The 13,742-nt window shown below is 45.3% G+C and carries 12 protein-coding genes and 1 pseudogene; 7 read left to right on the top strand and 6 right to left on the bottom strand.

Annotation, left to right across the window (positions count from 1 at the left end; translation table 11 throughout):
• The 7 genes and pseudogenes from FK220_RS19245 (at position 1) to FK220_RS19215 (ending at position 8,124) form a co-directional block, all read left to right on the top strand.
• Positions 1-2,499, top strand: coding sequence for a heavy metal translocating P-type ATPase (locus tag FK220_RS19245; protein WP_152575992.1), 2,499 nt, complete (start codon positions 1-3; stop codon positions 2,497-2,499).
• A gap of 31 nt (positions 2,500-2,530) precedes the next feature.
• Positions 2,531-3,025 (top strand): DUF305 domain-containing protein, encoded by a 495-nt coding sequence (locus tag FK220_RS19240; RefSeq protein ID WP_317168350.1) that lies wholly within the window; start codon positions 2,531-2,533, stop codon positions 3,023-3,025.
• Between the two features lie 12 nt (positions 3,026-3,037).
• Complete coding sequence (locus tag FK220_RS19235; protein ID WP_152575991.1) at positions 3,038-3,829, top strand: cation transporter; 792 nt, start codon at positions 3,038-3,040, stop codon at positions 3,827-3,829.
• A gap of 17 nt (positions 3,830-3,846) precedes the next feature.
• Positions 3,847-5,121, top strand: a pseudogene (locus FK220_RS19230) (efflux RND transporter periplasmic adaptor subunit); the annotation flags it as partial.
• Positions 5,122-5,291: 170 nt separating this feature from the next.
• The gene (locus FK220_RS19225; protein WP_152575989.1) at positions 5,292-5,996 is read left to right on the top strand and encodes a PepSY domain-containing protein; all 705 of its coding nucleotides are present in this window, start codon (positions 5,292-5,294) and stop codon (positions 5,994-5,996) included.
• Between the two features lie 91 nt (positions 5,997-6,087).
• On the top strand, positions 6,088-7,056 hold the full coding sequence (locus FK220_RS19220) for a hypothetical protein (protein ID WP_152575988.1): 969 nt from the start codon (positions 6,088-6,090) through the stop codon (positions 7,054-7,056).
• Positions 7,057-7,062: 6 nt separating this feature from the next.
• Positions 7,063-8,124 (top strand): DUF3179 domain-containing protein, encoded by a 1,062-nt coding sequence (locus FK220_RS19215; protein ID WP_152575987.1) that lies wholly within the window; start codon positions 7,063-7,065, stop codon positions 8,122-8,124.
• 87 nt (positions 8,125-8,211) lie between these two features.
• On the opposite strand, the gene groL is transcribed toward FK220_RS19215, so the two are convergent.
• The 6 genes from groL to FK220_RS19185 all read right to left on the bottom strand — a co-directional run bounded on the left by groL (position 8,212) and on the right by FK220_RS19185 (position 13,672).
• Positions 8,212-9,843 carry a chaperonin GroEL gene (gene groL, locus FK220_RS19210; protein WP_152575986.1) on the bottom strand — a complete coding sequence of 544 codons (1,632 nt, stop codon included), beginning with the start codon at positions 9,841-9,843 and terminating at the stop codon, positions 8,212-8,214.
• Positions 9,844-9,948: 105 nt separating this feature from the next.
• Complete coding sequence (locus tag FK220_RS19205) at positions 9,949-10,227, bottom strand: co-chaperone GroES (protein ID WP_152575985.1); 279 nt, start codon at positions 10,225-10,227, stop codon at positions 9,949-9,951.
• 140 nt (positions 10,228-10,367) lie between these two features.
• A complete protein-coding gene (secG, locus tag FK220_RS19200; RefSeq protein ID WP_152575984.1) occupies positions 10,368-10,742 on the bottom strand; it encodes a preprotein translocase subunit SecG in 375 nt (124 codons plus the stop codon).
• A 6-nt stretch (positions 10,743-10,748) separates the two neighbouring features.
• On the bottom strand, positions 10,749-11,666 hold the full coding sequence (locus tag FK220_RS19195; RefSeq protein ID WP_152575983.1) for a hypothetical protein: 918 nt from the start codon (positions 11,664-11,666) through the stop codon (positions 10,749-10,751).
• Positions 11,667-11,776: 110 nt separating this feature from the next.
• Complete coding sequence (locus tag FK220_RS19190; protein ID WP_152576026.1) at positions 11,777-12,259, bottom strand: LptE family protein; 483 nt, start codon at positions 12,257-12,259, stop codon at positions 11,777-11,779.
• Between the two features lie 144 nt (positions 12,260-12,403).
• Complete coding sequence (locus FK220_RS19185; protein ID WP_152575982.1) at positions 12,404-13,672, bottom strand: sigma-54 interaction domain-containing protein; 1,269 nt, start codon at positions 13,670-13,672, stop codon at positions 12,404-12,406.
• Between the last annotated feature and the right edge of the window lie 70 nt (positions 13,673-13,742).

The raw sequence follows: 13,742 nt of genomic DNA, 5'->3' as shown, positions 1-13,742 counted from the left end.
ATGAAACACACCTATCACATACACGGAATGACCTGCGACGGCTGCCGAAAGCATGTAGCCGAGACACTTTCAAAAGTGGAAGGTGTGACCGCGGTTTCCGTTGATTTGGAAAAAGCCGAGGCGACCGTTCAAATGGAGAAGCACGTTCCTATCGAAAAGCTCAAGGAGGCACTGCAGAATGATGGAGGCACATACAGCATTCGTATGCCTGGGGAACATTATGACCATGAAAAGAAAGAAGAAAAACCAAAGAGCACCGTAACAGGCACTTTCTATTGCCCGATGCGGTGCGAAGGCGACAAGACCTACGACCAACCCGGCGATTGTCCTGTATGCGGAATGGATTTGGTCGAGGAACAAAATCTTTCAAAAAGCTCGGAGACACAATATACCTGTCCTATGCATTCCGAGATCGTCGAAGACGAACCGGGAAGCTGTCCTATTTGTGGGATGGATTTGGTACCCATGGAACCGGACGTTTCCGCAGAGGAGAAGACCTATAAGAAACTCCTCAACAAGTTTTGGATCGCTTTGGTGTTTACGCTGCCCATCTTTCTGGTTGCGATGTCCGAAATGTTGTCCGATAATCCACTCTACGATCTCATGGAGCAGAAAAACTGGAACTGGATCCAGTTCGTACTTTCCATTCCGGTCGTCTTTTATGCTACTTGGATGTTCTTTGAAAGGGCGTACAGAAGTATCAAAACATGGAACCTGAATATGTTTACGCTTATCGGAATCGGGGCGGGCGTGGCATGGCTTTTTAGCGTTTTTGGAATGTTCTTCCCGGATTTTTTCCCCACCCAATTCAAATCGGAATCAGGAAGTGTCCATGTCTATTTTGAAGCGGCAACGGTCATCTTGACCCTTGTGTTATTAGGGCAGGTCTTGGAAGCACGGGCACATAGCAAAACAAATTCCGCCGTAAAGGAACTGTTAAAGCTTGCGCCCAATAAGGCTGTCCGCGTAAAGGATGGGGTAGAGGAAGAGATCTCTATCGACAAAATCGAATTGGGCGATATACTTCGTGTAAAGCCTGGGGATAAAATTCCCGTGGATGGCATATTGACGCAAGGACATACTTCTATTGATGAATCGATGATTACCGGTGAACCCATCCCGATATATAAATCTGAAGGGGACAAAATCAGCAGTGGCACCATCAACGGCAATCAGTCCTTTTTGATGAAGGCCGAAAAGGTAGGTTCCGATACGCTGCTATCACAGATTATTTGTATGGTCAATGATGCCAGCCGCAGCAAGGCTCCCATACAAAATCTGGCAGATAAGGTTTCCGGGTATTTTGTTCCCGCAGTGGTACTGATCGCCATTGTCACTTTCGGTGTCTGGGCTATTCTGGGACCGGAACCGGCCTACGTCTATGCCCTGGTCAATGCGATTGCCGTATTGATCATCGCTTGCCCCTGTGCGTTAGGTCTGGCAACTCCCATGTCTGTCATGGTCGGTGTGGGCAAAGGCGCACAAAACGGAGTGCTCATCAAGAATGCAGAGGCCTTGGAGAAGATGGAGAAAGTAGACACGCTTATCGTCGATAAGACAGGAACCATTACCGAAGGAAAACCAACCGTTGAAAAAGTAGGTGCTTCCGGAGGAGCGTATTCAGAAATGCAAGTGTTACAATATATAGTTTCGTTGAACCAAATGAGCGAGCATCCTTTGGCCGTAGCTACCGTCAACTATGGAAAGGAACAGGGAACCGAATTGTTAAAGGCCGATGGGTTCAATGCGGTAACCGGAAAGGGAGTGGAGGGCACCGTGAACGGGGAGGCGATCGCCCTTGGTAATATAAAAATGATGGAATATGCCAAGGCCATGGTGTCAACCAACCTGAAGAGTGAAGCACAGACCTTTCAAAAGCAGGGTAAAACGGTCTCTTATCTTGCTGTTGGCAATGAGGTGATCGGCTACGTTGTCATTGGGGACAAAATCAAGGAGACCAGTAAAAGAGCCATTAATACGCTACAGGGCAAAGGCATCGCCGTGATCATGTTGACAGGCGATAATTATGATACCGCACAGTCCGTGGCCAATGAACTCAATCTGGCCGATTTTAAGGCCGGAATGTTGCCCGAGGATAAATTAAAGGAAGTGGAACAACTTCAGAAAAACGGAAAAACGGTGGCTATGGCAGGCGACGGCATCAACGACGCTCCCGCTCTGGCAAAAAGTGATGTCGGAATCGCCATGGGCACCGGAACCGATGTCGCCATCGAAAGTGCGGCGATAACCCTGGTGAAAGGTGATCTGCACGGCATTGTCAAAGCACGTAACCTTAGTGATAAAGTAATGGCGAATATTAAGCAAAACCTGTTTTTTGCCCTTGTTTACAATACCCTAGGCGTACCTATCGCCGCGGGTGTGCTATTTCCATTTTTTGGAATATTGCTTTCCCCGATGATCGCTGCGACCGCTATGAGCTTTAGTTCCGTTTCGGTCATTGCGAATGCCTTGAGATTAAGGACCACGAAAATAGATTGACAAAGAATTACTTATCTGAAAACATAGGATAATGGGAAATAAAAACGAAACGGATGATGATAAAATGAAAAAAGGCAGTTATGTGAAATTCGGCCTTATGTTGGCAACGTCCATTGTCATTATGTATGGGGTCCTGTTTCTAAACGCGGACGTTTCTGACCACGTAATGTCAAGCCATATACGAACCTATATGACCATTTTGATGATAGCACCCATGGCCTTTACGATGCTACTCTTCATCTGGGGTATGTACAAGAACAAGAAAACGAATTTCATCATTCTTGGTGTTTCGGTTCTTGTATTCATCGCAACCCTTATGGGATTACGTCAACAGACCTTCATGGGAGATACCCAATGGATGAAAGCGATGATACCGCAGCATTTGTCCGCCATCATGACAAACTGGAAAGGACATCTAAAGGACCCCGAAGCGATCAAGCTTGTAGAAGATACTATTGAGGCACAGGAACGAGAAATTGCCCAAACGAAAAAGATGAGGTATCGGCTTGAGCCGCAAAAGGACTAATTTGTAACCGTAATGGACAAAACGATTTTCAAAATAGCAAAGATGGATTGCCCTTCCGAAGAATCCATGATACGGTTGAAACTGGACGGATTATCGGGAATCAAGAAGATGGTTTTCGATATTCCTAACCGAAAATTAACGGTTTATCATGAAGGGAATCTTGAAAAAATACGTGCGACGATACAAGGGTTGAAATTTAACGACGAACTTATTTCATCGACCAAAGCCGAGGAACCGATAGTGTTCGAGGAGTCAAATCAACGTACATTATTGTGGGCGGTACTACTGATTAATTTTGCATTTTTTGTCTTGGAGATGATTACCGGATGGTTGTCGAAATCAATGGGCTTGGTAGCCGATAGCCTTGATATGTTAGCCGATTCGTTTGTTTACGGCCTCAGCCTTTTTGCCGTTGGAGGTTCCATGGCTAGGAAAAAAAACATTGCCACCATAGCCGGATATTTTCAGATGATATTGGCGGTCATAGGCTTTGTGGAAGTGGTACGACGGTTTTTTGTATCTGACGAAATACCTGATTTCAAAACCATGATCGCAGTTTCAATCCTTGCATTACTAGCCAATTCCATCTGCCTGTATCTACTACAAAAATCCAAGAGCAAGGAAGCCCATATGCAGGCCAGTATGATTTTTACTTCCAACGATGTTGTTATCAACACGGGTGTAATCGTTGCGGGTCTATTGGTTCTTTGGTCGCAATCAAGGATACCCGACCTAATTGTCGGTGCGATTGTGTTCGCCATTGTAATTAGAGGAGCCTTCAGAATATTAAAATTGGGTAATTAACATTTTAAGAATTGAACATGAATAGAAATATCATTTACATCGGATTGGCGGTTATTGCCGGATTATTGGCCGGATACCTAATTTTCGGGAATAACGCTGACGAAAAAATAACCGAGGAGCACGACCATAGCCAAGAAATGGAATCTGCCCAAATGTGGACATGCTCAATGGATCCGCAGATAATGCAGCCCGAACCGGGTGATTGCCCCATCTGCGGTATGGACCTGATTCCCGCCGAATCAACCGATGAAGGCATGGCTACGGGGCAGTTCAAAATGACCAGGAATGCAATGGCATTGGCCGATATTCGAACCACCAAAGTGGGTTCTGGTATTTCGGGAGACAATACCCTAAAACTTTCGGGGACTATTGAGGAAAACGAAAAAGCGGTCGCTACCCAAGCCTCTTATTTTGATGGTCGTATCGAAAAGCTCTTTATCAATTTTGAGGGAGAGGAGGTAAGGGTCGGGCAACAATTGGCAACCATTTATTCCCCAGAACTGATTGCTGCCCAACAGGAACTGATCACGGCCACAAATTTAAAGGAATCGCAACCAGAATTGTATATAGCGGTGCGCAATAAATTGAAGCTTTGGAAACTCTCGGAAAAGGAAGTTGAACAAATCGAAAAATCAGGTAAGGTACAGGAGAACTTTCCGGTATATGCGAACGTTTCCGGTACGGTTTCCGAAATCATGGTCGAAGCCGGGGATTATGTAAAGAAAGGGTCACCTTTATTTAAACTAGCCAATTTGGGAACGGTATGGGCGGTTTTTGATGCTTACGAGAACCAGGTTTCATTACTAAAGGAAGGACAGGAAATCGACATCGTTACCAAATCCTATCCCGATAAAAAATTCAATGCCAAGATATCCTTTATAGACCCCATTCTTAATTCCTCGACAAGAACTATTGAAGTTCGTGCCGTTTTGAATAATCCAAGTGGTCGGTTCAAACCGGGAATGTTCGTGGCAGGTTCCTTGGCAGTGGCGTCAAATAAACGGCACGATACGATGGTCATACCTGAAAGTGCCGTATTATGGACAGGGGAACGCTCCGTAGTATATATCAAGACCGACCCCGATAATCCGACATTTGAGATGCGCGAGATTACTGTTGGCGATGCCGTCAATAGAGGCTACATTGTTCTTTCGGGCCTGGAATATGGGGATGAAATCGTTACCAATGGTACTTTTACCATAGATGCCGCTGCACAGTTGAAGGGTAAAAAGTCTATGATGAACGAAGAGGGAGGAACGACCACTACCGGTCATGAAGGGCATGATGGCATGTAAATGGAATCTGGAGGCCCATGATGTCGCGAATTCAAGTTTCAATTGCTGCGAGGACGAAACCGATGATAGTGTCGGACATTAATAGGCCTTTTCTAAAGGCATCGGCTCCTTACCTTGGAAGCGGCTTTTTTCTTGGAGAACAAAGAAGAACCTTTAAAATAGAATAGATGGTAAAAAGAAAAACAGCTCTTGGAATAAGGAAGGCACACCGCTATTTGGGACTTATTCTTGGAATACAGTTCCTACTATGGACGATTAGCGGACTCTATTTCAGTTGGACGGATATCGATGAAATCCATGGGGATCATTTTCGCAACGAGGAAGTGACTCCCACCGGTTTTAAAGAGTTACGAAGTCCGACAAAGACTGCAACCCAATTAACGATTACCTCTTTGGAATTGAGGGAAATTGCGGGGAAACCTTATTATTGGATCAATGAATCGCAATTAATCGATGCAAAAACGGGCAAAGTGAAAGACGCAATCAGTAAGGAAGAGGCGCTGCTCGTGGCCGAAAAGAATATATTACCCCATTTAAATGTCAGCAAGGTGGAATATATCGAGGAGGTGGGAAGCCATCATGAGTATCGGGGGAAGCCTTTGCCGGCTTACGTGATTTCCTATGACACCCAGGAAAATTTGAAAGCCTATGTTTCGCTTGCAGATGGTTCTTTTCAGACCGTACGGCACCGGGACTGGCGCTGGTTCGATTTCCTGTGGATGACCCATACAATGGACTATCAAGGAAGGGACAACTTTAACACTTTTGTGCTGCGGGCTTTTTCGTTATTCGGATTGATTACCGTACTGAGTGGCTTCACTCTTTGGATAGTAAGTTCTCCTTCGCTGAGAAAAATTTTGAAACGAAGCTAGGGTATTTTCTAAAATCCAATCCCTCATTTTTATCGCATTTGTAAGGGTGGCTATCTTTTTCGCACTAAGGGTATAGCCATAAAAAAGAGAAGTGCGGGTAATCACCATTATATTTCTTTCCTTTTTGACCGGGCAGCATTTGTATTCGCAAACCTGTTGTTCCGGTGGCGTACCTTTATCCAACAATCTGGGTCTGCCCAATGAAGGGAAAGGCTCCCTTATAATCGGGCTCAACTATGATTATAACAATCTAAACACCCTAAACGCCGGAACGGAAAGATTGGAAGATGACTCGAGATTGCGAATTACCAATTCAGTGCTTTTGAATACAGGATATTCCTTTACGGACCGTTTTTCGGTGGAAGCCCTTTTTAGTTGGGTCAACCAAAGCCGAACCATACGTCAGTTTGGAAATGAAAATCTTACGGAAACCACTGGGATTGGCGACGCGGTCATCCTTATAAAATATGCCATGCCTGATATACTCGGACAACAAACGGTATTGAATATAGGTTTGGGAACCAAAGCTCCCTTAGGGCGATCAGATCTTACTACCGAGGAAGGTTTTCAACTGACGGCAGACCTACAACCGGGAAGCGGTGCCTGGGATGCCTTAGGTTGGGTGTCGATATCCAAAGGAGTGGGATTTAGGCCATCGGCCACGATGTCGGCCAGTGCCACCTATCGGTTCACTGGAAAGAACAAGTCGTATTTGAACAATACCTCCGTGTATGAGTTTGGCGATGTTCTACAGGCCAATGTGGGTTACACCGATCAGTTTTTGTTATTCAATACCATCTTCAATCCCGGGGTGGTCTTAAAGTATCGGAAGGCGTTTGTTGACCAGGTAAATGCTTCCGAGTTACCGAATACTGGGGGTCGGTGGATTTTTATCAGGCCAGAGCTAAGTGTAAAAGTAACTCCCGATTTTACACTAAATACAAGAGTGGAAATTCCCGCCTATAGCAATGTTGTAGGCACCCAATTGACCCCCACCGTGCGATTTACGGCAGGTATTTCCTATAATTTGCTTAAAAATCCGTTGAATACCTTAAATTAGAATGCTATGAAGAAGATATTGCTTGTATTAAGTTTTGCCATGGTAGGCTCCTGTAGTTCCTCGAGTACTCAGGAATCTACAGTAAACCCGCAAGAAGTCGAGAACACCTCGACTGAATGGAGCATTCCCGTAACTGAGGTTCTGGACGGTGGCCCGGGAAGGGATGGAATCCCAGCGTTGGAAAACCCGGTGATGGTCGCGGCCGATCAGTCCTCTATTCTTTTGGACGGGGACCTGGTTTTGGGCTACAAGAACGGTAACGACATCCGCGCCTACCAACATATCGTATTGGATTGGCACGAAATTGTAAATGACAAAATCGGTGATGTCTCCTTGGCGGTCACCTATTGCCCCCTTACTGGAACAGGTATCGGTTGGAACCGGATAGTAAATGGTAGGGAAACTACTTTCGGGGTCTCCGGACTGCTATATCAAACGAACCTGATTCCGTTCGACCGGGCTACAAAGAGCAACTGGTCCCAATTATTGAACGAGTCGGTCAATGGCGACAACATTGGGGAAAAAGCGGATTTGATTCCCTTGGTAGAAACCGATTGGAAAACATGGAAAACGATGTTTCCCGAAACCAAGCTACTCAGTTTGAATACCGGCTTTAGTAGAACCTATGGGGTATATCCCTATGTCGACTACAAGACCAATCAGGATAATTTTCTGTTTCCCGTCCCGAAGGATAGTAGGCTTCCCTTAAAGGAAAGGGTTTTTGCAATTATCGATGGGGAGAAGGCCAAGGTCTATCGTTTTAGCAATTTTCGTGCGACCAACGTTTTTAAGGATGCCTTTGAGGGTGGGTCCTATCTCATGGTCGGAAATACGAACTTTATGGTTTCCTTTGCCCTGACGCCCGCGCAGGAAGGCTTGGTATTCGATTACCTTTTCGACGGTACCTCTGTTGCGGTAGTCCGTGATAGCGATGGCAACGGATACAATATTTTCGGAGAGGTGATTTCCGGTGCAGGAAACAACGGACCACTACGACCCGCAGATGGTTTTATGGGCTATTGGTTTTCGATTCCCGCATTTTACGAGACGGAGATTTATAGCAATTAAAAAAGTCTCTTAAAAGAAAAGTAAAAAACCGTCCCGAATCATATTCGGGACGGTTTTTAATTTGTAGGTAATAGGTAAACCGATTGCTTACATCATTCCGGGCATACCGCCGCCGCCCATTGGGGGACCGGCCGGAGCTTCTTCCTTGATGTCGGTCAAAGCACATTCGGTAGTCAGGATCATTCCCGCAACCGAAGCGGCGTTTTCCAATGCCACCCTGGTAACTTTCTTCGGGTCGATGATACCTGCCTTCATCATCTCTACATACTTTTCCGATTTGGCATCAAATCCAAAATCTCCTTTCCCTTCCAAAATTTTGGCGACCACGACAGAACCTTCACCACCTGCATTTTCTACGATAATGCGCAATGGGGACTCAATGGCTCTTGCCACGATGTGCAAACCGGTTTCCTCGTCGGCATTTTCTACACTTACTTTGGAAAGAACCGACTTGGTACGTACCAAAGCAACACCACCGCCTGCAACAATACCTTCCTCAACAGCGGCCCTAGTGGCATGAAGGGCATCGTCGACACGGTCTTTCTTCTCCTTCATCTCGACCTCGGAAGCGGCACCCACGTACAACACGGCTACCCCACCGGCCAGTTTGGCCAAACGCTCCTGCAATTTTTCCTTGTCGTAATCGGAAGTAGTGGTTTCGATTTGCGATTTGATTTGGTTCACGCGGGTCTTGATATCCTTTGCGACCCCACCACCATTAACAATGGTCGTATTGTCTTTGTCGATACTCACTTTTTCACAAGTACCCAACATATCCAAGCTCGCATTTTCCAATGAGAAACCGCGCTCCTCGGCAATAACGGTCCCTTTTGTCAAAATAGCGATATCTTCCAACATCGCTTTTCTACGGTCACCGAAGCCAGGGGCCTTTACCGCGGCAATTTTCAAGGAGCCTCTTAGTTTGTTCACTACCAACGTGGCCAACGCTTCGCCATCGACATCCTCCGCGATGATCAATAAAGGCTTTCCGGATTGTGCTACCGGTTCCAACACAGGGAGCAAATCTTTCATGGAGGAAATCTTTTTGTCGAATAACAAAATGTAAGGGTTCTCCAACTCTGTTACCATTTTCTCCGAGTCGGTAACGAAGTAAGGGGAAAGATAGCCACGGTCGAACTGCATTCCTTCTACCACATCAACGTAGGTATCGGTTCCTTTGGCCTCTTCGACGGTAATAACACCTTCTTTGCCCACCTTTTCGAACGCTTGCGCGATCAAGTCCCCAATGGTTTCGTCATTGTTGGCGGAAATGGATGCTACTTGTTTGATTTTTTCAGAGGAATCCCCGACTTTCTTGGACTGCTTGCCCAAGTTTTCCACGATGGCTTCGACGGCTTTGTCAATTCCTCTTTTCAAGTCCATTGGGTTGGCCCCTGCCGCGACGTTTTTCAAGCCTTCCTTGACAATTGCTTGGGCGAGCACGGTAGCGGTAGTGGTGCCATCACCGGCGAGGTCGTTGGTTTTCGAAGCAACCTCTTTTACCATTTGTGCCCCCATGTTCTCAAGCGGGTCGACCAACTCTATTTCCTTTGCTACGGTAACTCCATCTTTTGTTACTTGTGGCGCCCCGAATGATTTGCTAATAATAACGTTTCTTCCTTTCGGCCCTAGTGTGACTTTCACCGCATTCGCCAGGGCATCGACTCCTTTTTTGAGTCCGTCACGTGCGTCTATATCAAATTTTATATCTTTTGCCATAATGTTGATTTTTATTTTCTTTCCCGTAAAGACGGGAGACTTCTATATTGTTCTCTAAATTATTGATGATGGTTCCCACTTATGAGGGAACGACCTAGGTGGTTTTTAGATGATTGCCAAGATGTCGCTTTCCCGCATCATTAGGTAATCGACACCTTCCAACTTGAGCTCGGTGCCGGCATACTTGCCGTACAAAACCTTGTCACCTACCTTCACCGTGATATTTTCATCTTTGGTGCCTGGCCCTACAGCGACAACTTTTCCCTGTTGTGGTTTTTCTTTTGCAGTGTCTGGGATGATGATTCCCGATGCTGTTTTGGTTTCAGCTTCCATCGGCTCGATAAGTACCCTATCCGCCAATGGTTTAATGTTCACTTTAGCCATATTTTTAAGTTTTTAAAATTGGATTTTATAATTCTGGTTTTAGTAGGCAGAAATTATGCCATGGCATAAAAACTGACACATTGTAAAACAAAAATGCCAGCTTGTCATTTGTGCTGGCATTTTGTGATTTGATATTTGTTTTATTGGGTGCTGTCATTCGGGACCGCATCCTCGGAAACGGGTGTTGGCAGTTCTTCCGGTATTGATTCGGGAACCGTCTCAGGTACCGTGGTTTCAATATCGTCCCCATTTAGCAATTTTGATTCTGCATCCCCGAATCGACCGGGCAATGCGATATTGGATGCCAATATTAAAAGGACCAAGACTCCCGCAAGTGTCCATGTACTCTTATCAAGAAAGTCACCGGTCTTTTTCACTCCACCGACAACCTGGCTTCCGCCACCTCCAAAGGAAGAGGAAAGTCCGCCACCCTTGGGGTTTTGAACCATAACGACCAAAACCAAAAGGAAGCATACTACGATGATTAAAATCAAGAATATGGTAAACGTACTCATGGGGCTTTATCTGTTTTCTTGCTGTATTTTTTTGACTGCTTTTATTCGGTCTGCAAAGAAACCACTTTTTTCCGGATATTTCAAACTTAAAATTTTGTAGGCCTGAATGGCTTTTTTATACTTTTTTTGCTCCAAATATACCCTGGCCAACGTCTCTGTCATCAACTCCTTTCTGTCGATTTTTGTCGATTCTGAAATATTTATTTTCGGGATATCTTTTTTCGGGACAATTTTGGGATTGGAGGCTATGAATTTATCGATCAATTCAGACTTCTTGTTTTTTAGTACGGCTTCTTCCAAAGGGAAATTGATCGGTTCCATGTTCCCTTGGATTGGACGGTCTTCCCGGTTGATTGTTTTCAGGGAAGCTAATTGTAACCATTCCCCGAAGGAGTGTTTTTCCTTTTTAGTGAACGACAGGGGCTCCCCTAGTCCAAGACTGTCGGATTTCTCCTTGGTCTTGTGGATAAGCTTTTCTTCTTCGTCTGTATTTTTGGAAGTAAATAAACGTGGGTCTAAGATAGCGTCAGCATCTTTGATATTCTGTGGCAACGGTTCATCTTCGGAGTCTGCTATCATATTCATTTTTGGCTGTTCGGCCATGGGTATTTCTTCCGATAGGATCTCCAATTCGTTCAAGGGTGTAGATTTTCCCGAAATAGTATCGGCAATGGCATTTTGAAGAAATTCCTTTGAGGTAATGTAATCAAAAAGAACCTCCCTGTCGGCAGTATGGGCCGCAGCGACTTTCAAGGCAGCGTTATATTTAAAACTGTTGAGATTTTTTAATCCTTTAAGGTGTAAGGCTCTGGCTGCCTGGAAATAGGGGTATTCGTCAAGTACCTCCTTTAATTGGTGGGTCTGGACAGGTGTTACGACCTTATTCGGATGTTGAAGTAAATATGTGAAGTCCTGTACGTTCATATTTTTTGCCAAATGGTTTACTGAGCAAGTAAAATCGTTGTTTTAATCCATCCAAAGCGGAAATACGAAATTCTCTGTTTCGAATTTGTGTACAACTCCTATGCATTGTGCTACCAGTCGGCCAATGAGGCATTGAAAATATCTTGGGTAATACGCTCAAAAATCACCTCATGGGCTTCGCTCTTGACTGCGGATAATTGTTGGTTGGCCGGATAATCATAAAAAAAAGAGAATCGTTGATCAAAGTCGGAATCCTCCTTAGTATTGTTATAAAACCGCACCTTTACCGATATGGTCAGACGGTTCTGGGCCGCGGTCGATTGGGCGGTTGCGCTCATAGGCGATATGCGGTATTCCACAATCTCCCCTTCGTAAATTAAATCTCCCCCACTACCTACTAGTTGAAGATTTGACTGGTCCTGTATCCTGTTTTGGAGCGCTTGGGTCAGGTCCCTATCCACCCCCGGTTCAAAGGTAGATCCAGGACTTTGGGTAGCATAGTTCTGAAAGTAGTCTACCTGAAATGTTTCGGCCGTACCGGGATTGCCCCCCGTGAAATTGTAAACGCCGCAAGCACTAAGGCTTAGTGTCATTGCAATAAAGAGAATTTTATATTTCACTGAACTGGTAATTTAAATTTTCGGAAGATAGGGAAAAGAACAAACTTTTAGGACCGGGCTTCAAAAGTCTCCAACACAGGAATCGGTCCTTTCCAATTGTTCTTTGTTCTCTCTTTTTTAAAGGTCATACTGCTTTATCTTACGGTATAAGGTTCGTTCCGAAATACCCAATTCCGCAGCGGCGGCTTTCCGTTTGCCCCGGTTCCTTTCCAAGGATTTTTTTATTAATTCAATCTCCTTTTCCTGTAAGGAGAGGGTTTCCTCCTCTTCAATTTCCTCCGCAAAATGATATTTATCCTCCGCAGGTGGGTGGTATGCCTGTTGTTCTTTTGGAGGCTCCGGCAGCTCCAAAACTTCTAGGGCATCTTCCTCCTCCTTGGAGACCTCTTCGCCATTGGTGCCATAGATTTTCTGGATGAGTGTTTCGTTTTCTTCCTGTACTTTCTTGCTATCGTTGGTTTTTAAAAGTTCCAGGGTAAGCTTCTTAAGGTCGTTGAGATCTCCTTTCATGTCGAACAATACCTTATACAAAATCTCACGCTCGGTACTAAAATCGGATTCTTTTTTACCACCCGCTACCACGGCCGGTAAATTGGAATCCCCAGTGGTAGGAAGATAACCGCTAAGGGTGGCCGATGAGATGTTCCTGCTTTTTTCCAGGACCGAAAGCTGTTCCGCAATGTTTCGAAGCTGCCGTATGTTACCTGGCCATCGGTATCTCAAGAGCAATTGAATGGCGTCATCGTCCAAGCGTATGGTAGGCATTTTATATTTCTGTCCGAAGTCGGAGGCGAATTTTCGGAATAACAGGTGAATGTCGTCCTTGCGTTCCCGCAAGGGAGGAAGATTAATTTCTACCGTGCTGAGTCGGTAGTAAAGGTCTTCCCGGAATCTTTCCTTTTTAATGGCCTCGAACATGTTGATGTTGGTTGCGGCAACGATACGGACGTCGGTTTTCTGAGTCTGGGAGGAACCTACTTTTAAGAACTCCCCATTCTCCAATACCCTAAGCAAACGCACTTGGGTGGTCAAGGGTAGTTCACCGACCTCATCCAAGAATATGGTGCCCCCATCGGCCACCTCGAAATATCCACTTCGTGTTTGGGTAGCTCCGGTAAAGGCCCCTTTTTCATGACCGAAAAGCTCACTGTCTATAGTACCTTCTGGAATGGCGCCGCAGTTGACAGCGATATATTTCGCATGCTTGCGATGTGAAAGGGAGTGGATGATTTTTGGAATCGATTCCTTACCGACCCCACTCTCCCCAGTGACCAATACCGAAATGTCGGTAGGTGCCACTTGAATGGCCTTCTCAATGGCACGATTAAGCTTCACATCGTTCCCGATGATTTCAAAGCGCTGTTTTATCGATTGAATATTTTCCATTTTCTTTTTATCCCCTCAAATTGGGAATTGATGCTTTGTGAGACAATTCCATTTTCGGGGACCGTACGAA

The sequence above is a fragment of the Pelagihabitans pacificus genome (assembly GCF_009371985.2).
Classification (GTDB): domain Bacteria; phylum Bacteroidota; class Bacteroidia; order Flavobacteriales; family Flavobacteriaceae; genus Pelagihabitans; species Pelagihabitans pacificus.
This window is presented reverse-complemented; position numbering and strand designations above follow the sequence as displayed.